Source organism: Chelatococcus asaccharovorans (assembly GCF_003201475.1).
In the GTDB taxonomy this organism is placed as follows: domain Bacteria; phylum Pseudomonadota; class Alphaproteobacteria; order Rhizobiales; family Beijerinckiaceae; genus Chelatococcus; species Chelatococcus asaccharovorans.
Genome location: NZ_QJJK01000008.1, coordinates 256219 through 276615, shown reverse-complemented (window position 1 = coordinate 276615; position 20397 = coordinate 256219). Strand labels below are relative to the sequence as shown.

Genomic DNA, 20397 nt, shown 5'->3' with positions numbered 1-20397 from the left:
GGACTGTCGCCGCGCTTCGGGGCTGTTCGCTCCCGTCCGCTGTACGGTCAGGGCCTGGCATGAAGCTCACCCGTCTCAAGATCGCGGGCTTCAAGTCCTTCGTGGAGCCATCCGAGTTCCTGATCGAGCCTGGCCTCACGGGGGTCGTCGGGCCGAACGGCTGCGGCAAGTCGAATCTCGTCGAGGCGCTGCGCTGGGTGATGGGCGAAAGCTCGTACAAGTCCCTGCGCGCGTCAGGCATGGACGACGTCATCTTCGCGGGCACCAACGGCCGGCCGGCGCGCAACAGCGCCGAGGTGATGGTCGTCGTCGACAACAGCGCGCGCACGGCGCCCGCGGCCTTCAATGATTCCGATTCCCTGGAGATCATGCGGCGGATCGAGCGCGAGTCGGGCTCCTCCTACCGCATCAACGGCCGCGAGGTGCGGGCCCGGGACGTGCAGCTCCTGTTTGCCGACGCGGCGACCGGTGCGCGCTCCCACGCCATGGTGCGCCAGGGGCAGATCGGCGAGATCATCGCGGCCAAGCCCCAGGCCCGCCGCCGGATCCTGGAGGATGCGGCTGGCGTCGCCGGCCTGCACACGCGCCGACACGAGGCCGAACTGCGTCTGAAGGCGGCGGAGGACAATCTGCTGCGCCTCGATGATGTCATGGGCGAGATCGAGGCGCAGGTCGATGCGCTGCGGCGGCAGGGGCGGCAGGCCCAGCGCTACCGCCTGCTTTCGGCCGATATCCGCAAGCTTGAGGCGCTGCTGCTGCTGATCGCCTTCACCGAGGCCCGCGCCGCGGTGATGCAATCCGAGCAGGCGCTGGCCGCCGAGGTGCGGCTGGTGGCGGAGCGCACACAGGCGCAGGCGGAGGCCGCCAAGGCCCAGGCCATCGCGGCCCATGCGTTGCCCGGCCTGCGGCAGGCGGAGGTCGAGGCGGCCGCCGCCTTGCAGCGGCTCACGCTCGCCCGCAACGATCTCGACGGCGAGGAGCGCCGATCCCGCGAGCGCCAGACCGAGTTGGAGCGGCGGCTGGTGGAAATCGACCGCGATCTGGCGCGCGAGCAGGCCTCCGGTCACGACGCGGCGACGACGCTTCTGAAGTTGCGCGGCGAACAGGACGAACTCAGCGCTGTCGCCGGCGACACGGGCGAGACGGACAGGGCGCTCAAGGCGGAATTGGTGGCAGCGGAGGCGCGTTTGGCCGGCGCCGAGCGCGAATTGGCCGTCTTGCAGGCGGAACTGGCGGAGACCGGCGCGACGCGTGCATCCCTCGAGCGATCCTTGCGGGACGAACAGACCCGTGTCGAGCGCGCCGTGCATGACCGTGAGGTGATCGAGGGACAACTCGCCGAACTCGACGACAGCCTGGGTGGAGCGGACGCTCTTGAGCCGCTGCGCGAGGCACTCGCCTTTGCGGAAGAGCGGTTTGCCATCGCTGAGGATATGGGGGCCGAGGCCCGGCTGGCCGTTGAGGCGGCGCGTGAGCGTGAGGCCAGCGCCGCGGGCCCCGCGGCCGAGCTGGAACGTCGCGCCCAGCGCCTGGACACGGAGGCGCGGACACTCGCCAAGCTGGTCGCGGCCCCGGCGGATGGCCCCTGGCAGGGTGTCATCGACGCGGTGACGGTGAGGAAGGGCTACGAGACCGCCCTCGCGGCCGCCCTCGGGGAGGACCTCGATGCCCCCGTCGATCCCGCCGCACCGTCGCACTGGGCTGACGTCTCGGCCATGGCCGGGGAGGACCCGGCGCTTCCGGACGGCGTGGCGCCGCTGACGGAGATGGTCGAAGGACCGTCCGCGCTGGCCCGCCGGCTCCGCCAGATCGGGGTGGTGTCGCGGAGTGACGGAGAGCGGCTGCGGCAGGCGCTGAAGCCGGGGCAGCGGCTCGTGTCACCGGACGGGGACCTTTGGCGCTGGGATGGCCTTACGGTTGCTGCCGAGGCGCCGTCCCCCGCCGCGCGGCGGCTCGCCGAACGCAATCGTCTGGCCGAGCTCGAGGTCGATGCGGCAGAGGCGCGCTTGGCCGCGGAAGAAGCGGCGGAGCATGTGCGCGAGGCCCGTGAGGCTGTGGCCGAGGCGAGCCGGCGAGAGGCCGCGGCCATCGAAGCGGAACGCACCGCCCGCCGCGAGGTGGACCGGGCACGCGAGGCCTTCAACACGGCCGAGCGCAATGCGGCGGCGGCGGCGGCACGCCGTCTCGGACTGGTTGAGGCCCATAGCCGGCTGCGGATAGCGGAGGAAGAAGGGCGGGCGCGAATCGCCGAGATCGATGCGGGGCTCGACGAACTCGACACCCTGCCGGAGATCCAGGGACGGCTTGATAGCGCCACGGCGATCGTCGCCGCCCAGCGCAGCGCGACGGCCGACATACGCGCCAAGGTGCAGAGCCAGCAGCGTGAGGCGGAATTACGCCGTCAGCGCCATGCGGCCATCGCGGCCGAGATCGATGCCTGGACGGCGCGCGCGACACGCGCGGCGGAAGCGGCTGAGGAGCTTGCCGAGCGTCGCGCGGCGACCGAGACCGAGCTCGACCAGCTCGCCGACATGCCCGACACCTTCCTGTTGCGCCGGCGTGCGCTCCTGTCCGAGATCGCCGCGGCGGAAGAGCGCCGCCAGGCGGCCGCCGATCGCCTCGCCGAGGCCGAACAGGCGCTCGTGGCGGCCGACCGGCTTGCCAAGGTCGCGCTCGATGAGCTGGGGACAACCCGCGAGGCGCGCGCGGCAACGGAAGCACGCCTGGAGGCCGCGCGCACCAGGCTCGCGGAGGTGACGCACAGTGTCGCCGACACGCTGGAGACGTCACCGGCCACCTTGCATGAGCAGGCCGGGGTGGCTGTCGACGCGGAGCTGCCGCCCGCCCAGACCGTGGAGACGCGGCTTGGCGATCTCAAGGCCGATCGCGAGCGGCTCGGCGCGGTCAATCTGCGCGCTGAAATGGAGCTGGCGGAGGCTGAAGAGAAGCGCGACGGCCTCAACGACGAGCGCAGTGATCTGACGGAAGCGATTCGCCGCCTGCGTCAGGCGATCGGCAACCTCAATCGCGAGGGCCGCGAGCGCCTGCTGGCCGCGTTTGACATCGTCAACGGCCATTTCCAGCGCTTGTTCACGAGTCTCTTCGGTGGCGGCACCGCCGAGCTGACGCTGATTGATTCGGATGATCCGCTCGAGGCCGGCCTCGAGATTCTCGTGCGCCCGCCCGGCAAGAAGCCGCAGGTGATGACGCTCCTGTCCGGCGGTGAACAGGCCCTGACGGCGACTGCGCTCATCTTCGCCGTGTTCCTCACGAATCCGTCGCCCGTCTGTGTTCTGGACGAAGTGGACGCCCCCCTCGATGATGCCAATGTCGAGCGTTATTGCCAGCTTCTGCGCGACATGGCGCGGCAGACGGAGACGCGGTTCATCGTCATCACCCACAATCCCATCACCATGGCGCAGATGGACCGGTTGTTCGGGGTGACGATGGCCGAGCGCGGCGTCTCGCAGCTCGTGTCGGTCGATCTGGAAGTGGCCGAACGCATCCTTGAAGCGAGCTAATGTTGGATGGGGTGGGGACGTATTTCACCCAGGTGCGGCGGATCTTGAAATTTCCCATTGTATATCAACGTCTTATTGTTTTTCGCCGCATTCTTGACACTCTCCCGGTCGCTCACTATTGTGCGCCGCGTTCATGGAGCCTTGAACTTCGCGCCGACACCCTCAAAAAGAGTGCCGGCTTGACGTTTGTGTACATGGACGTCATCTGTCTGCGCCGTCGCGCGCCGTCATTTCTAAGGATCTGTCATGGCTGGTGATACGCCGCCATCCGGGACGAATGGCCCGGCAGGATCCAGGGACAAGGAGCTTGCCAAGCGGCTCCATGATCTCGGTGACAGGCTCGCTGTGGCGGAGAAGGCGAGCCGGTCCTCTTCGGAGGAGGGCGGTGCCGGTGGCAAGGCCGATGCCTCGTCACTTGCAAGCGCCATGCGGCTTGCCGGGGAGTTCGTATCCGGCGTCGTCGTCGGGGCGGGCCTTGGATGGGGAGTGGACCAGTTCTTCGGCACCAGGCCGTGGGGACTGATGGTCCTGCTCTTGCTCGGTTTCGTTGCGGGCGTGTTGAACGTCATGCGGGCAGCCGGGTTCGTGAGATCGGAATCGAAGAACAAGCGATCCTGATCTTGGGTTAGGCGGAGTGCGTCGGTCAGCCGGCGCAGACATGGAAGCGGGAGCCGAGCGGCCAATGGCCAGTCCCACCGAACAGTTCCAGATTAAGCCCCTTTCGGGTCCGCTTTTCCACGTCAGCGAGTCGCCGATTCACTTCACCAATTCCGCTGCCTTCATGGTTGCGGCGGTGGGAATCGTGATGGTCTTTCTTCTGCTGACCTCGAGCCAGCGCTCCATGGTGCCCGGGCGGCTGCAAAGCCTCGGCGAGATGCTCTACGAATTCGTCGCCAATACGGTGCGGCAATCCGCGGGCAAGGACGGCATGGTCTTCCTGCCGTTCGTCTTTTCGCTGTTCAGCTTCATTCTCATGGCGAACGTGCTCGGGCTCCTGCCCTACGCCTTCACCGTGACGAGCCAGATCGTCGTCACGGGGGCGCTCTCCCTCCTCGTCATCGGCGTCGTGATCGTCTATGGCTTCGCCAAGCACGGCGTCGGTTTCCTGAAGCTGTTTGTGCCGTCGGGCGTTCCGGGCTGGCTTTTGCCGCTTCTCGTCGCCGTCGAGGTCGTGTCGTTCCTCTCACGCCCGATCAGCCTCGCCGTTCGTCTTTTCGCCAACATGCTGGCGGGCCACATCGCCCTGAAGATCTTCGCGGGCTTCGTCACGATCCTGCTCGCCCAGGGCTTCCTCGCCATCCTGTCGCCTCTACCGCTCATCTTCACCGTTGCGTTGACTGCGCTTGAGGTGCTCGTTGCGGTTCTGCAGGCCTATGTCTTCGCCGTGCTGACCAGCATTTATCTGCACGACGCCCTGCATCCCGGCCACTGATACGCCGGCCGGTTTTTCCGCCATCTCCCAAGGAGCACTACAGATGGATCCTGTTGCAGCAAAGTACATCGGCGCGGGTCTCGCGTGCCTCGGTATGGCCGGCGCCGCCATCGGCCTCGGCAACCTCTTCGGCCAGTTCTTCGCCGGCGCCCTGCGCAACCCCTCTGCCGCCGACGGCCAGCGCCCGACCCTGCTTCTCGGCTTCGCGCTGACGGAAGCGCTCGGCATCTTCTCGCTGCTCGTCGCACTGCTTCTGCTCTTCGCCGTCTGAGGCGAAACGAGATTGACGTGATGGCGATCCGACCTTCGGAACATGGGTTCCGGAGGTCATCGCGCGATGCGGAGTTGACGAATGGCCGAACCGGTCACGACTGGGGCCGAAGCAGCCCATGGTGGCGGCGCATTCCCGCCGTTTCAAAGCGAGACGTTTGCGTCGCAGCTGTTTTGGTTGGCGGTGACATTCGCTCTGCTTTACTGGTTCCTCGCGAAGGTGGCGCTGCCGCGTATCGGTGGAATCATTGCGCTGCGGCACGACAAGATTCAGGGCGACCTGCGTGAGGCGATCGCCGCCAAGAAGGAGGCGGAGGCCGCCGGCCTTGCCTATGAGGCGGCGCTGTCGGACGCAAAGTCCCGTTCGCAGGCGATCGCGGCGGAAACGCACCAGCGTTTGAAGGCTGAAACCGACGCCAAGCGTCGCGAACTCGATGCCGCGCTGGCCGAAAAGCTTGCGGCGGCCGAGAAGGTCATCTCCGAGACGAAGTCAGCCGCGCTGACGCATGTCGAGGGCATCGCGACCGATACCGCGGATGCCATTCTTCAACGTGTTCTCGGGAACAAGCCGCCTCAGGAGCAGGTCTCCGCGGCTGTCAAGACAGCCTTGAAGGGGTAGGTTATGGACGCTACTTTCTGGGCTGCCGTCGCATTCGTCCTCTTCCTCGTTCTGGCGCTCTATCTTGGCGGCGGCCGGGCCGCTGTTGCCGGGCTCGACGCCCGCAGCAAGCGCATCTCCGACGAGCTTGAAGAGGCCAAGCGCTTTCGTGCCGAGGCCGAAGCGCTTCTGAAGGAATATCAGGCCAAGCGCGCTGCGGCGGAGAAGGAAGCCGCCGATATCGTCGCCTCCGCCAAGGAAGAGGCGGAACGCGTTGCCGCCGAGGCCCATCAGCGGATGAGCGAATTCGTTGCGCGTCGTACGGCTTCCGCCGAGGCGAAGATCGCCCAGGCCGAGGCTCAGGCCACGGCGGAAGTGCGGGCTGCCGCCATCGATGCCGCCTTGAAGGCCTCCGAGACGGTCCTGAAGGACGCGGTCAAGGGGGAGACCGGTGGGGCCATTTTCGCATCGAGCCTTGCAGATCTCCGGTCCAAGCTGAACTGATCGCGCCTGCGCGCATCGCTCCGGTTGAAATAAGAAGCCCGGCTCTGGTCCCCAGCGCCGGGCTTTTTGCGTGAGTGCCGGCTTCTCCTGCGCGCCGCCAAGGAACGCCTGGGAAGGAACGCCTGGGAAGGAATGCCTGGGAAGGAACGCCTGGGAAGGCACGACTGGCCGTCGAATGAAAAACCCCGGCTTGCGCCGAGGGGGCTGGCTGTAGGCGGGCGGAAAATCGCGCGGCGATCAGCCGATCGATTTCAGGAAGTCCTGATAGTCACTCTCGCTCATCAGGCTTTCGAACTCTGCCGGATCGGCGAGTTTCATCTTGAAGAACCAGCCCTTGCCGGTGGGATCCTCGTTGATGGTTCCCGGCGCGGCCTCGAGCTCGGGATTGATCGCCACGACCTCGCCCGCGAGCGGTGCATAGACCTCGCTTGCCGCCTTCACGCTCTCCACGACAGCGGCGTCATCGCCCTTGGCGAAGGTCTTGCCGATCTCGGGGAGTTCCACGAAGACGACGTCGCCAAGCTGCTCCTGGGCATAGTCGGTGATGCCGACCGTTGCTGTTTCACCGTCGAGGCGGACGTATTCATGGTCCTTTGAATAACGCGTCGTCATGTCTGTCTCCGGAAAGCTGTTGTAGATCAGCGCTTGTAGCGGTGGGCGACGAAAGGAAGGGGGACGAGGCTCGCGGGCAGCAGCTTGCCGCGGACCGAGAGCTGAACGTCCGTGCCGACGCCGGCGAAATCACGGGCGACATAGCCCATTGCGATCGGGCCCTCGGCGGTCGGGCCGAAACCGCCCGAGGTGACCTCGCCGATCAGTTCGCCGTTCATGTCCATGATCTCAGTCCCTTCGCGCGCAGGCGCGCGGCCCTGGGGCTGAATGCCGACACGCTGGCGCAGGGTGCCTTCGGCCAGCTCGCGCATGATGCGGCGATAGCCGGGGAAACCGCCGTCCGTGCGCCGCCGCTTCTGGATGGACCAGGTGAGACCGGCCTCGACCGGGGATGTCTCCTGGTTGATGTCATGCCCGTACAGGCAGAGGCCCGCCTCAAGCCTGAGCGAATCACGCGCGCCGAGGCCGACCGGCTCGACCTCCGGATTGCTCAGGAGAAGGTCCCAGAGCGCCACGGCATCGCTATTGGCGACAGAGATCTCGAAGCCGTCCTCGCCAGTGTAGCCGGAGCGGGAGACGAAGACCGGGATGCCCCCGATCGTGAGCGAGGCGACCGTCATGAAGCCCATCGCCGTGGCTGCCTCGTCATAGCGGGCGAGAACGGCAACCGCCTGCGGCCCCTGGAGCGCGAGAAGCGCCTTGTCGTCGCGGCGCTCGAGCTTCACGCCGTCCGGCAGGTTCAGGTCGAGGTGGACGTAGTCGGCCTCCTTGCAACCCGCGTTGACGACAAGCACGAGCTTGCCGTCGTCGGCCGGGTCCGGCCCGCGCGAGACCATGAGGTCGTCGAGGATGCCGCCCTGCTCGTTGAGGAACTGGGTATAGCGCTGGCGACCGAGCCCGAGCCCTGCAATGTCCGCGGGAACAAGGGTCTCCAGCGCGGCCGCGGTCGTTCGATGGTCGGGACCGACGAGGAGGGCCTGGCCCATATGCGAGACATCGAACAGGCCGGCGGATGCCCGAGTATGAAGATGTTCGTGCAGAATGCCCTTGCCGTACTGGATCGGCATATCGTAGCCGGCGAAGGGCGCCATCCGGGCACCGAGAGCAACATGCCGCTCATAGAGCGGGGTACGCAAAGGGAGGTCGTCGTTCGACTGGCCCGCCATTCCAGATCCTTCCACAAAAAAGGGACGCTCATGGCTATAATTGCCCAAAAGGGCATCCGGTCCCAATGGAAACCGGATCCATGCGCACCCCCTCTGTCTGTGGACCTGAGAGATTTCCCGCTGGGGCGGCTGCGATACACCCCCCAGCGATTACCCCCGTCGGTGGAGCGGCCGGTGAGGCCACCCGCTTTCCAGAGTGTCAAATCCCGTGCGGTCCCTTGTGCCTGAGCGTTTCCGGGGTGGTTGCGCCTTCGGCGCCGGACCGTGGCGCGGTCCGGACTCTTCCGCTGGAATGAACGACAGTCATCGTCATAAGGCCTCAGCCTGATCTGTCAATCGTCTATTGGCCTTAGAGCAAATCCGGCTTGGATCGAATCAGCCGATGCTATCCAAGCCGGCGAATTTGCTCGTTTATTTTGGAGTGGAGCAAGTCCGCAAAAGACGGACTTGCTCTAGCGGCGGCGACGCGTCGCGGCTTGGGCGGGGGCATTGCCAAGGCCGACCGCAATGGTGACTTCGCCTTCGCCGGCGGGAACGTTGATGCCGTCCTCGACAACCGTGAAGGCGGCCTGGGTTTCACCCGCGGCGAAGGAAACCGCGGTCGTGCGCGTGCGATTGGCGACGATCGTATCGCCGCGTTTCACGGTGAAATGCACAGGAACCGTGATGCGGCCGACATTGCCAGCGGAGCCGAGCAGCGCGAGCGCCTCAACCCCGACCTTCAGGTTGTATCCACCACCCCCGGTCATGGTGCATTCGCGGGCAAGATCGGTAATCGAAACCTGATAGCGCGGGTTGTCGCCGCCCGCCCGGATAGCCGAGCCGCCCTCCGTGACGTCGACCTTGGGGCAGACGACCTCATATTCCGGCACAGCCGACTCGGGCGGGACGGTGGCACCGCCATAGAGGAGGAAATTGCCGACCGAAGAGCCGCTGCTCGATGTTCCCGAGGAGGATGAGCAGCCCGCCAACGCCAGGCCGGCTGCCAAAGCGATTGCACCGCCCCGAAGGGCCGGCCTGACATGATGCCGGTCTCGAGCCATCACAACCATTCACGATCTCCCTGCCAGTTCATCAGCGCTTCTGCATAGGTTGGATCGGAACAAAGAGCCATAGGGGAGCGCCGTGGTCAAACCGGCGGCGCGCCCACGGGCAGACGACATGCGTGCGGCGGCAAGCAGCGTGTGAATATAGAAAAAGTCTTGATGCGCTGAGAGGAATGTAGTTCATTGTATTGAGGCATTTAAATATATCGAGAGTATAAATTGTTATCATATTTTGAGCTATCATAAGAAATATTTTTGGTGGATGCTATGAATATCGCCAATAGGCAGTATTGGAAGCAGAAATCCGGCCGCGATTATCAGCGGCAGCAGGCCTACAGGATAGAGTCCGGCAACAGCGCTTATAGGCTGCAGGAAGAATGGCTGCTTCGGTTTCTCATGCGGGAGGGGCGTCGCCGTCGCCTCGACAGGGCTTTGCGCGTGCTAGACTTCGGTTGCGGCTTCGGACGGCTGGCGGCGCCGATCAGTGCGCTCCAAGGCGTTGCGTATTACGGCTACGACTTTTCGCAGGCCATGGCCGCGGACCTTCTTGGTCATCCCCCGACGGCGCTCGCGCCGATGATTCGCGAGCGCGTGCGCGTCGCCGATACGGTCGAGGCGGCGTTTCCCGGCGAGCACTTCGATATCATCTTCACGATCTCGGTCCTCATCCACAACGATGAAGACCAGGCGCGCAATCTGCTCGAGCAGCTGACGCAGAAACTCGCGGCCGAGGAGGGGCGGCTCGTTCTCATCGAGAACCGCGCGGTGGCCACCACGCTCTTCCAGAACAACTGGCACGCGGGCTGCTGGGCCCATGCCTTCGCGGACTATGCGGCGGGGAGGTGGGATATTGAGATCTTTGATGGTCTCGGCGGCCAACATGGGATCTATGTCCTATCAGCCCCTGCGGTATCCGGACGGAGCCGCTTTACCTATCACGAGGCGCCGGGGGGGCGTGGCAAGGTCCTGAGCCTCGAGGGGCTTCAGATCGCAGCGCTCCCCTATGCGCTGGAGCTTCTGAGGTCGCGGGCGCGTCATGCGCCAGAACCGGCGCCGGCTGACGATCTGATCGCGGCGCGTCTGCATGATCTCCTTGAGCGGAATGGCCATCTCGAGCGCCGGAACGCGGAGATGATGGAGGCGCGCCTCGCCCGGCTTCGGCTGGATGATGCGCTTGGGCCGCTCGTCCGCTCGGGCCGTTCGTCCGGAGGCGGCGAAACGGCTCTGCAAGCGCCATTGGTGGAGGCAGGCGAGCCGACGGTTGAGGCGAAGCGAGAGCCTCCCGCGGTGTGGGATGCGGACCGCGATATCCGCTATGCGCATGCGAATGCCGATTTCGCGGGCTGCCTGCATGTTTTCCATCAGGAATGGTTCGGCATCCGCGCCGCCGCCGGATCGCTGCCGGGGCGCAAGCTGGCCATCACTGCGGAGCGTCCCTTGGGCGGCCGCGTGCTGAGCGCCATAGCCCGCGACATTCTCGATTCTGCGCCCGAGCGCATCGTCTTTCATGGGCTCTCGGACAACATGCTGGCGATCACGGAAACCTTGGCGCGTCGCGGCTGCGCCGAGCGCATGTTCATGGTGCATCACGGCGCCCCGCCGCAGTGGCTGCATGAGCCGGAGCGTGGCTATCTGTTCGCCTCCCTGCGGTTGGCGCAGAGCGGCGCGATCAGGCGTCTGAACGTGATGAGGGCCGGCTTCGATGTGCCGGTGAAGCGGCTCTTCCGTCCGGTTCTTTTCAACCTCTCGCCGCGGCTGCCGTCGGTGGGGATCGAGGCTTTGCCGGAGCGCGCGGTACCGGGGGTCGCGTTCATTCCCGGCTGGGGACATTGGCGCAAGAACATCATCGCCAATGCGATGGGAGCGGCCCTCAGCCCGGGTATCACCGAGATCTGGGCCTATGCGCGTGATCTGACCCTGCCCGAGGCGCTGAAAAAGCCCATTCGGTTCAAGCGCTACCAAGGGCGCGAGAGCGGCATGCGAACGGCTGTTGCCGCCGAACTCTGCCTGAACGTCTCGCTGGTCGACTGCCATCCCATGGTCAATCTGGAAGCACAGGCGCTTGGCCGTCCGTGCTTGCGCGGTCCCCTTTGTCTCGATGCGCTTGAGGACCACCCCTATGTGCGGCTGACAGAAGTCCGCGACGTGTCCTCGATCGCCGAGATCCGCGACCGCATTGACGCGGTACTCGCGGTGCCCGTAGCCGAGCGGCGCGAATTGATCAGCGACTATCAGTGCGCGAGCGATGCTGTGGCATTCCAGCGCTACCGTGAATTCCTGGAGCTCTGACCATGGGTGTGCTCGCCTTCATCACGACGGAACTCAGCCCCTTCTCCCCAGGCGGTATCGGCCGGGTTATCCACAATATGCTCGTCAGCATGAGCGCTCAGGATCGCAACCGTTCGCTTGTCTTCCTCGTCGACTGTGCCGCGCCGACAGACGGCTTTGCGGAACTCTTTCCCGACGTCGGCCTCATTCGGGTGGACACGGCCGCTCACGATCCCTATCGGCAGGCCCGTTTTGTCGGCGCCCATGTCGCGCCCCCGCATGCCTATACGCATTCAAAGCAACATTGGCGCTCGGTCGCCATCCAGCAGGCTTTGGCCGAGGCTGCCACACGCCACGCGTTCGACTATGTCGAATTTCCCGACTGGGGCGGGCTCGGCTTCGCGACCATCCAGGAGCAGCGGCTGCGGCGCTTCCTCGGCGACGCGGTCATTGCGGTCCGCTTGCATATGGCTCACGCGGTTCTCGCCCAGGCGGAGGCGCGGGCGGTTTCGCGCAGCGACCTCAATCTCGTCGATCTCGAGCGCAAATGTCTGCGCGATTGCGACGTCGTCGTCGGTCAGCTGCGGCCCTTTGCGGATCTGACGCGCGAGGTCTTCGGGCTCGATCCGAAGGCGTGGGAGCGGCGTCTCGTCATTCACGCACCGCCGGTGCTGCTCGATGGGCGCGATCCGGCCAAAGACACCATCGTCCCCGCTTCCGACCAGCCCATACGCTTCGTTTCGAAGGTGCAAGGCTTCAAGCGCCCGGACCTCTTCCTGCGTGGCGTTTCCGGCTTTCTACGCCGTCATCCTGAAGTGACCGGACCGGTCGGCGTGAACGCGCATGGGTTTGATGACGCCTATAGACAATCGATCGCCCGGCTCGTGCCCGCTGACCTCGCGCCACGTTTCCGGTGGAATGAGGTCTCCACTGCGACGGGGGTGAGGCAGGCGATGATCGCCGCGAGCACCGTCGTCGTGCCGAGCGATGTCGAGGCCTTCTGCCTCGCAGCCTACGAGGCTTCGCTCCTCGGCGCGCGTGTCGTGCTCAACGGCAGGAACCCTGCCTTTGGTCCGGATACGCCGTGGATCGACGGCGAGACCTGCGTGAAATTCGACGGCACGGCCCTTGGCCTCACCGACGCGCTGGAGCGGGTCTTTTCGCCCTCGCTCCATCTGCGGCCGGTCGAGCCGCCCGTGGCAGCCTGGCCGTGGGAGACGCCGCTCGCGGCGCCGGGGGTGAACGGGACGGAACCCGGCGAGCCGCTGGTGTCGGTGGTCGTTCCCCATTTCAATCTCGGTTCCTATCTGCCGGAGACGCTCGGCAGCATCCTCGCGCTGACCTATGACAATATCGAGATCGTCGTGGTGGATGACGCCTCGACCGACGAGGCCAGCCGCAGCGTAATTGACCAGTTGCAGCGCAAGGAAGATCCGCGCCTCAAGGTGATCGTGCTGGAGTGCAACCGTGGCCTCGCCAATGCCCGCAACGTCGGCATTGCCCAGGCGGCGGGAGACTACATCCTCACGCTTGATGCCGATGATCTCCTGCATCCCGGCTTCCTGTCCCTCGCGGTCAGTGCCCTGGAGCGGAATCCCGACCATGATGTGGTGGTGACCCAGGCCGGCTATTTTACAGGAGCCGATGAGATTCCTCTGCCGGGTGAACGGGCCGATTTCATCGACTACGCGATCTTCACAGGCGAGGCGGTCGTCGCGGGCCTGACCGAAAACAGGTTCTCGACCGCGACGGCCGTTTTCAGGAAGACGCTGTTGCAGCGCTTCCCCTACCGGGAGGAACTCAGTGCCTACGAGGACTGGGATCTCTATCTCAGGCTCTCTCAGGCAGAGGTGCGCTGTCTCGTGACCACCGGCGTCTATTTTTTCTACAGGCGCCGGGCAGGATCCATGATTGCCACAAGCGAGGCGGCGGCGGATGCACGTGCGCTGCTGATCCATGACATGCTGCGCGGGTTGCCGTCGCCCGGACCGCGTGATCGCGCGCATTATCTCGCGCTCGCGGCCACGGTGGATGCGGACGCCCGGGCAAGGCGCGCGTTCGAGTGTGAACTGGCCGTGTCGCGATCGGGCCTTTTCATGCGCGCTGCCATCAAGGCCCATGGCTATTGGGCGCGTTTACCGCGGGAGGTGCGGATCGTGGCGCGCACCGGCCTGTTGCTGGCGTGGCGCCTGGCCCGCGGCGCCGTACGCGGATGGTATGCGTGGCGCGCCCGCCGCGTGGTGGGTTCCTGGCTCGACGACGCGGTCGCTTTCATGGCCGGCCGGCCGTCGCGCGTCAGCACCGGCCAGCGGCCGCGACGCTTTTCACGGCTCTGAAGAGGACCCTCGGTCGAGGCCAGATGGCCTGTCCGCGTCAGGGCAGGCTTTCCAGGCCCTTGTCGAAGCCTGTCAGGGAGACCGGAATGCCGATGCCTTCCTCGGGGGTCTGGAAGACGATGAAGGTCGCAGCCTTGCCCGTACGAAGCTGATTGGTGAGATTGTCGTCCATGACCACCTCCGCCACGCAGCCCGTCGTCAGGCAGCGGACGAAGCCGGCGCGGCCGACGTCCGTCTGGTCGATCTTCAGCCCGAGCCCGGCCGGCAGCAGCACCCCGAGCGGGGCAACGACCCGCAACAGGCGGCTTTTGTTATCGGCCGTCTTCAGGATGATGACCAGCAGGGTGACATTGGGCCGGTCCTCCGCCGCCACGCTCTGGACGAGCGCGCATTGCTCGTTCTTGGCGCCGGGCGGCACTTCGCAGCGCATCTGCCATTCGCCGTAGCTGCCGCGAACCGCGCCCTGTGCCATCGCGGTGTTCATCGTGCCGGCGACGGCGAGGGAAGAGATGAACGCGAGACAGGCCAGAATGAGGCGGGTTTTCCAGCGATGCATGGTGGACTGGTCCCCCTGGAGTGCGCGATGGCTGACCAAACGCGACCACCGGAGCGAATCGCCTGCATCTCCGGAGCCGCAATCGTGAACTGTGTTCCGACCACGCCGCCGGCGCGGTGTCAAGAAACACAACCACTGTGGGAATGTGACGCGAGCATGGCGGCGCGGCTTGCAAAGCTTTGAAGAGTTCTACATTAAGGCTCGCAAGCATTGTCGATGTTCGCGCTTTTATGCCGCATGAATGGCTGCGCCGAACGACGTTGCACGGAAGGCCCTCTTGTGATTTCTGAGTTGGGTCAAGTAGGTAGGTGGCGTAGAGGCGTAGCGCCTGCTCGTGGGGATGAGAGCCTTGAGGGGCTTTTCCCGTGAGGGGCGTGCGGCGCTTCGCTAGCCATGGGAGCTTCGGACGACCGATGGGAATGGACAGTCTTCGTTTGCGGTTCCTGGCCGCACTTGCCGTTGCAGCTGCGCTCGTCGTGCAGTCGGGAGCGGCCTTTGCAGGTGTGGGCCAGCCATCCCCATGGCAGGTGGGGCTGCAGGTTCCCGTCACGGAAGTCGCCGAATTCATGCACTGGTTCCACGATGGATTGCTGTGGATCATCAGCATCATCGTCCTCTTCGTGCTCGCGCTCATCATCTACGTCGTCGTGCGCTTCAGCGAGAAGCGGAACCCGGTCCCGTCGAAGACGACGCACAATGCGTTGCTCGAGGTGGCCTGGACGATCGTCCCGGTTCTGATTCTCGTGATCATCGCCGTGCCGTCGTTCCGCCTGCTGCGCCTGCAGCTCGTGACGCCGCCGGCTGACATCACCATCAAGGCGACGGGTCACCAGTGGTACTGGTCCTATGAATATCCAGAGGACCAGAACGGTGGCTTCGCCTTCGATTCGAACATGGATGCGAACGGCCAGCCACGTCTGCTCGCGGTGGACAACGAGGTGGTTCTGCCCGTCGGCAAGACCATTCGCGTGCAGGTGACCGCCGCCGACGTGATCCATGCGTTTGCGATGCCGTCATTCGGTCTGAAGATCGATGCCATCCCCGGGCGCCTGAACGAGACATGGTTCAAGGCTGAAAAGGAGGGCGTGTTCTACGGCCAGTGCTCGCTGATCTGCGGCCAGAACCACGCCTTCATGCCCATCGCCATTCGCATCGTCAGCGAGCAGCAGTATGCTGCCTGGTTGACGGAGGCGAAGCAGAAATTCGCTTCCACCGGCAAGGCCCCCATGGCGGTGGCTTCGCGGGCGGACGCGGTGAGCGCGGAATAAGAGGACCGGGCGCCCCACGGGAGGCGCCACCAAGGATGATGGACGGAGTAAGCTCAATGGCTTCGACGGCGGCGCAAGCGCACGACGGTCACGCCTACCCCACGGGATGGCGGCGGTGGGTCTTGTCCACCAACCACAAGGACATCGGCACGCTCTATCTGCTCTTCGCGCTGGGCGGGGGGATTATCGGCGGCTTCCTGTCCATTCTCATGCGTATCGAGCTGCAGGAACCCGGGCTTCAGATCTTTGCCAACGGGCAGGCGTATAACGTGGTCGTCACCGGCCATGGCCTGGTCATGGTGTTCTTCGTGGTCATGCCGGCGCTGATCGGTGGCTTCGGCAACTGGTTCGTGCCGATCATGATCGGCGCGCCGGACATGGCCTTCCCGCGCATGAACAATATTTCCTTCTGGCTGACCGTTTCCGGCTTCTGCCTGTTGCTGGTCTCGCTGTTCGTGGAAGGTGCGCCCGGCACGCCGGGGTTCGGTGGTGGCTGGACGGTCTATCCGCCGCTGTCGGTCACCGGCCATCCCGGGCCTGCGCTCGATTTCGGCATTCTGGCCCTCCATCTGGCCGGCGCTTCGTCGATCCTGGGCGCCATCAATTTCATCACCACCATCCTCAACATGCGCGCGCCCGGCATGACGCTGCACAAGATGCCGCTGTTCGCCTGGGGTGTGCTGGTGACGGCTTTCCTGCTGCTGCTGTCGCTGCCGGTGCTTGCCGGTGCCATCACCATGCTGCTGACGGACCGCAACTTCGGCACGACCTTCTTCGATCCGTCGGGCGGCGGTGACCCGGTGCTTTACCAGCATCTGTTCTGGTTCTTCGGCCACCCCGAAGTGTACATCATGATCCTGCCGGCCTTCGGCGCGATCAGTCACATCATCTCCACCTTCTCGCGCAAGCCCATCTTCGGCTATCTCGGCATGGCCTATGCCATGGTGGCGATCGGCGTCGTCGGCTTCATCGTGTGGGCTCACCACATGTATACGGTGGGCCTGTCGCTCGACACGCAGCGCTACTTCGTGTTCGCGACGATGGTGATCGCGGTGCCGACCGGCATCAAGATCTTCTCGTGGATCGCCACGATGTGGGGCGGTTCGATCCGCTTCACGGCCCCGATGGTCTGGGCGATCGGCTTCGTGTTCCTGTTCACGGTCGGCGGCGTCACCGGCGTCGTGCTGGCCAATGCCGGCATCGACCGCGAATTGCACAACACCTACTACGTGGTCGCCCACTTCCACTACGTGCTGTCGCTCGGCGCCGTGTTCGGCATCTTCGCGAGCTGGTACTACTGGTTCCCCAAGATGACGGGCTATGTCTGCCCGGACTGGATTGGCAAGCTCCACTTCTGGCTGGCCTTCATCGGCGCGAACATCCTGTTCTTCCCGATGCACTTCCTTGGGCTCGCCGGCATGCCACGTCACTATGTGGACTACCCGAACGCCTTTGCGGGCTGGCAGTATGTGGCGTCGATCGGCTCCTATATCTTCGCCTTCAGCCTGGTCGTGTTCTTCTACGGCGTCTTCGTCGCCTTCGCCCGCAAGGAGCGTGCGGCCGACAATCCGTGGGGCGAGGGTGCGACCACGCTGGAATGGACGCTGTCTTCGCCGCCTCCGTTCCACCAGTTCGAAACCCTGCCGCGCATCACGGGTTCGAGCCACTGAGCGAAGCGGGGTGCGACGGCATGCTTCGCCGCCGCGCGCCCCGGCTTATGGTAACGTTCTGCGGGTGGGGCGCCCGTGACCGTTGAAACGCAATGAGGTCTCCGGGCCGGCGCGAGCCGGCCCTCAGGTTTGGCATGATGGCAGTTGTGAGGGATGAATTCGTGAAGGCCGGTGGCGCTGCAGTCTCAGGCGAAACGCACGGCGCGGCGCTCGCGACGATGTCGACGGGCGAGATCGGCGATTTCGTCAGTCTGCTCAAGCCGCGGGTCATGTCCCTCGTCGTTTTCACGGCTCTCGTCGGCCTTTTGGTCACGCCCGGCTACGTCAATCCTGTCCTCGGCTTCGTCTCGATCCTCGCCATCGCCATCGGCGCGGGGGCGTCGGGCTGCCTCAACATGTGGTGGGATGCGGATATCGACGCGGTGATGTCGCGCACCCGCAACAGGCCTATCCCGGCTGGCCGTATCATGCCGAGCGAGGCCCTGTCCTTCGGCATGATGCTGGCGGGCGGTTCGGTCGTCGTGCTCGGCCTCGCCTCGAACTGGTTCGCGGCAGCCTTCCTCGCCTTCACCATCTTCTTCTATGCCGTCGTCTACTCGATGTGGCTGAAGCGCTCGACGCCGCAGAACATCGTCATCGGCGGCGCCGCGGGGGCCTTCCCGCCGATGATCGGCGAAGCGGTTGTCACCGGACATGTCAGCCTCGACGGCTTCGCGCTGTTCCTCATCATCTTTCTCTGGACGCCCCCGCATTTCTGGGCGCTCGCCCTGGTGAAATCCGAGGACTACGCGCGCGCCGGCATCCCGATGCTGCCGAATGTGGCCGGCCCGGATGCGACGCGTTTCCAGATCCTTCTCTACACGCTCATTCTCGCGCCCTGCGGGATGCTTCCCTTCCTGCTCGGTTTCGGCGGCGCAGCTTATGCCGGTGCCGCAGTCATCGGTGGCGCGGCGATGCTTGTCCTGGCGTGGCGCGTCTACCGGCATCGCACCGGGCCGATCGCGACGCGGGCCGCCTATCAGCTGTTTGCTTTCTCGATCGTCTATCTCTTTGGCCTGTTCGCGACGCTTCTGGTCGAGCATCTCTTCGGTCTTGGCGGGCACATTGCCGTAGACCTCCCGCGTATCGTCGCGCTGTGGCAGTGGGCGGCGGGGAGCCTGTCATGAGTGCCGGCGCCAAGCGAGCCAATGCCAAGAGAGCCAATGCCAAGCGATCCGATACGAATCGCGGCGATCCGCAGCATGGCGGGAAGTCGCCCGCCCCGCAGAAGCAGCCGCTTCCCGGGCGGCCGGCGGGCGGAACGAACGGCGTAGAAGACGGGGTCGTGTTGAGCCCGGCGGAGCTCCGCCGCCGGCGGACCCGCAATATTGCCATTGCGGTGACGCTCGGCGCGCTCGTCATTCTGTTCTATGTGATGACGCTGGCGCGCCTCGGCTCCAATGTCATGAACCGGCCGTTGTGAGTGGGGGGATGCGATGACGACGCCCGCCCATCCCGCTTCTGGACTTCAGCCGCTGGCTTATACGCCGGAGGAGAAGCAGGCCCGCCGCGACGCGGCGCAGCGCGCCGTGCGGCGCACTGTGGTGATCTGCTGCAGTGTCGTTGCCGTAATGGTCGGCTTGTCCTTTGCAGCGGTACCGCTCTACGATCTCTTCTGCCGTACGACCGGCTTCGGCGGCACCCCGCGGGTTGGCACCGGGCCGTCCGATGCGGTGGGGGAGCGCGCGGTGGCGGTGCGCTTCGATGCCAACACCTCGCAAGGGGTCTCGTGGCAGTTCAAGCCGGAAACACGCAGCGTCGACGTGAAACTGGGCGAGACGAAGACGGTCTTCTACAAGATCGTCAATACGTCGAGCCGGCCGACCACGGGCATTGCGAGCTTCAATGTCCAGCCGGACCTGGCGGGCGCCTATTTCGTGAAGATTCAATGCTTCTGCTTCACGGAACAGACCCTGCAGCCTGGCGAGGTGATGGAGGCTCCGGTCGTGTTCTATGTCGATCCGGCCCTCGCCAAGGACCGCAATTTGCGTGATCTTTCCACGATCACGCTGTCCTATACCATGTTCCCTTCCAAGGATGGCGCCCCGGTGGTTAAAGCCGATGGCGACAGCGGCAAGGGCACTGACAAGTCACAATTGTGAGGGCGCCGGCCCCACGCTCTAACGAGGCACCGGAGATCTAGGTCATGGCTGAGGCGCACGCCAAGCATCACGATTACCACTTGGTCAACCCGAGCCCATGGCCTTTCATCGGGTCCTTCAGCGCATTCATCATGGCTGTCGGTGCCGTGATGTGGATGAAGAACCTGGCGGTGGGCGGCCTGCATGCGGGACCGTTCGTCTTCGGCGCGGGCCTGATTGGCGTGCTCTACACCATGCTGGCCTGGTGGACGGATGTGATCCACGAGGCCAACACCGGCGACCACACCCGGGTGGTGCAACTCCATCACCGCTACGGGATGATGATGTTCATCGCCTCCGAGGTGATGTTCTTCGTCGCCTGGTTCTGGGCCTATTTCGACGCAAGCCTGTTCCCGCACGAGGCGATCCAATATGCCCGGGCGCAGTTCACCGGCGGCGTCTGGCCGCCCAAGGGCATCGAGACCTTCGATCCCTGGCACCTTCCCCTGTTCAACACGTTGATCCTGCTCACCTCCGGCACGACCGTGACCTGGGCGCACCACGCCATGATTCATGGCGACCGCTCCGGCGTGAAGCAGGCGCTGTGGTTGACGGTCGCGCTTGGCCTGCTCTTCAGCGTCGTCCAGGCGATCGAGTATAGCCACGCCCATTTCGGCTTCTCCGGGAACATCTACGGCGCCACCTTCTTCATGGCGACGGGCTTCCACGGCTTCCACGTCATCATCGGCACCATCTTCCTGGCGGTCTGCCTCTACCGGATGTACATCGGCCATTTCACGCCGACCCAGCATCTCGGCTTCGAGTTCGCCGCCTGGTACTGGCATTTCGTCGACGTGGTGTGGCTGTTCCTCTTTGCCGCCATCTATGTCTGGGGCGCCGGACCGAGCCATTGACGCACGGGCGGGGGCGGTCCGTGAGCCGGGTTCCTCCCCTCCGTACGTAACAAGCCAACGAAAGGCGCGGCCCTCTCGCGGTCCGCGCCTTTGTCGCATTCGGGCGGCAGGTGGTC

At 65.0% G+C, this 20397-nt stretch carries 18 protein-coding genes and 1 riboswitch; of the genes, 14 read left to right on the top strand and 4 right to left on the bottom strand.

Features of this window, described 5'->3' with window-relative positions:
- The first annotated feature begins 59 nt into the window (after positions 1-59).
- The 6 genes from smc to C7450_RS20130 all read left to right on the top strand — a co-directional run bounded on the left by smc (position 60) and on the right by C7450_RS20130 (position 6325).
- Complete coding sequence (gene smc / locus C7450_RS20160; protein ID WP_110376234.1) at positions 60-3521, top strand: chromosome segregation protein SMC; 3462 nt, start codon at positions 60-62, stop codon at positions 3519-3521.
- A 246-nt stretch (positions 3522-3767) separates the two neighbouring features.
- Complete coding sequence (locus tag C7450_RS20150; RefSeq protein ID WP_110376232.1) at positions 3768-4139, top strand: AtpZ/AtpI family protein; 372 nt, start codon at positions 3768-3770, stop codon at positions 4137-4139.
- A gap of 64 nt (positions 4140-4203) precedes the next feature.
- Positions 4204-4953 (top strand): F0F1 ATP synthase subunit A, encoded by a 750-nt coding sequence (locus C7450_RS20145; RefSeq protein ID WP_110376231.1) that lies wholly within the window; start codon positions 4204-4206, stop codon positions 4951-4953.
- Positions 4954-4996: 43 nt separating this feature from the next.
- Positions 4997-5224, top strand: coding sequence for a F0F1 ATP synthase subunit C (locus C7450_RS20140; protein WP_110376230.1), 228 nt, complete (start codon positions 4997-4999; stop codon positions 5222-5224).
- 81 nt (positions 5225-5305) lie between these two features.
- Complete coding sequence (locus C7450_RS20135) at positions 5306-5842, top strand: F0F1 ATP synthase subunit B family protein (protein ID WP_110376229.1); 537 nt, start codon at positions 5306-5308, stop codon at positions 5840-5842.
- A 3-nt stretch (positions 5843-5845) separates the two neighbouring features.
- Entirely contained in the window at positions 5846-6325 is a 480-nt protein-coding gene (locus C7450_RS20130; RefSeq protein WP_110376228.1) for a F0F1 ATP synthase subunit B family protein, read from the top strand.
- 237 nt (positions 6326-6562) lie between these two features.
- Here the strand turns inward: C7450_RS20130 and gcvH are convergent, their stop codons facing one another.
- The 3 genes from gcvH to C7450_RS20115 form a co-directional block, all read right to left on the bottom strand.
- Complete coding sequence (gene gcvH / locus C7450_RS20125) at positions 6563-6937, bottom strand: glycine cleavage system protein GcvH (protein ID WP_110376227.1); 375 nt, start codon at positions 6935-6937, stop codon at positions 6563-6565.
- Positions 6938-6963: 26 nt separating this feature from the next.
- Positions 6964-8103: a glycine cleavage system aminomethyltransferase GcvT gene (gene gcvT, locus C7450_RS20120; RefSeq protein WP_110376226.1), complete on the bottom strand. Its 1140-nt coding sequence runs from the start codon at positions 8101-8103 to the stop codon at positions 6964-6966.
- A 201-nt stretch (positions 8104-8304) separates the two neighbouring features.
- A riboswitch (glycine riboswitch) is annotated at positions 8305-8400 on the bottom strand.
- A 155-nt stretch (positions 8401-8555) separates the two neighbouring features.
- A complete protein-coding gene (locus C7450_RS20115; RefSeq protein ID WP_110376225.1) occupies positions 8556-9155 on the bottom strand; it encodes a hypothetical protein in 600 nt (199 codons plus the stop codon).
- A 261-nt stretch (positions 9156-9416) separates the two neighbouring features.
- On the opposite strand from C7450_RS20115, the gene C7450_RS20110 reads away from it, so the two are divergent.
- Together C7450_RS20110 and C7450_RS20105 are read left to right on the top strand one after the other, a co-directional pair.
- Positions 9417-11438, top strand: a complete 2022-nt coding sequence (locus C7450_RS20110) for a class I SAM-dependent methyltransferase (RefSeq protein ID WP_110376224.1) — start codon at positions 9417-9419, stop codon at positions 11436-11438.
- A gap of 2 nt (positions 11439-11440) precedes the next feature.
- Positions 11441-13753, top strand: coding sequence for a glycosyltransferase (locus tag C7450_RS20105; protein WP_110376223.1), 2313 nt, complete (start codon positions 11441-11443; stop codon positions 13751-13753).
- Between the two features lie 37 nt (positions 13754-13790).
- Here the strand turns inward: C7450_RS20105 and C7450_RS20100 are convergent, their stop codons facing one another.
- Entirely contained in the window at positions 13791-14309 is a 519-nt protein-coding gene (locus C7450_RS20100) for an invasion associated locus B family protein (RefSeq protein ID WP_110376381.1), read from the bottom strand.
- Between the two features lie 419 nt (positions 14310-14728).
- Between C7450_RS20100 and coxB the strand changes: the two genes are divergently transcribed.
- The 6 genes from coxB (at position 14729) to C7450_RS20070 (ending at position 20281) form a co-directional block, all read left to right on the top strand.
- The gene (gene coxB / locus C7450_RS20095; protein WP_110376222.1) at positions 14729-15577 is read left to right on the top strand and encodes a cytochrome c oxidase subunit II; all 849 of its coding nucleotides are present in this window, start codon (positions 14729-14731) and stop codon (positions 15575-15577) included.
- A gap of 56 nt (positions 15578-15633) precedes the next feature.
- Complete coding sequence (gene ctaD, locus C7450_RS20090; protein ID WP_110376221.1) at positions 15634-17247, top strand: cytochrome c oxidase subunit I; 1614 nt, start codon at positions 15634-15636, stop codon at positions 17245-17247.
- Between the two features lie 137 nt (positions 17248-17384).
- A complete protein-coding gene (locus tag C7450_RS20085; protein WP_110376380.1) occupies positions 17385-18413 on the top strand; it encodes a heme o synthase in 1029 nt (342 codons plus the stop codon).
- Positions 18410-18709, top strand: coding sequence for a hypothetical protein (locus C7450_RS20080; protein WP_110376220.1), 300 nt, complete (start codon positions 18410-18412; stop codon positions 18707-18709). Before C7450_RS20085 ends, C7450_RS20080 begins: the two co-directional genes overlap by 4 nt.
- A gap of 13 nt (positions 18710-18722) precedes the next feature.
- The gene (locus tag C7450_RS20075; protein WP_110376219.1) at positions 18723-19388 is read left to right on the top strand and encodes a cytochrome c oxidase assembly protein; all 666 of its coding nucleotides are present in this window, start codon (positions 18723-18725) and stop codon (positions 19386-19388) included.
- Positions 19389-19432: 44 nt separating this feature from the next.
- Positions 19433-20281: a cytochrome c oxidase subunit 3 gene (locus tag C7450_RS20070; RefSeq protein ID WP_110376218.1), complete on the top strand. Its 849-nt coding sequence runs from the start codon at positions 19433-19435 to the stop codon at positions 20279-20281.
- Positions 20282-20397: the final 116 nt, after the last annotated feature.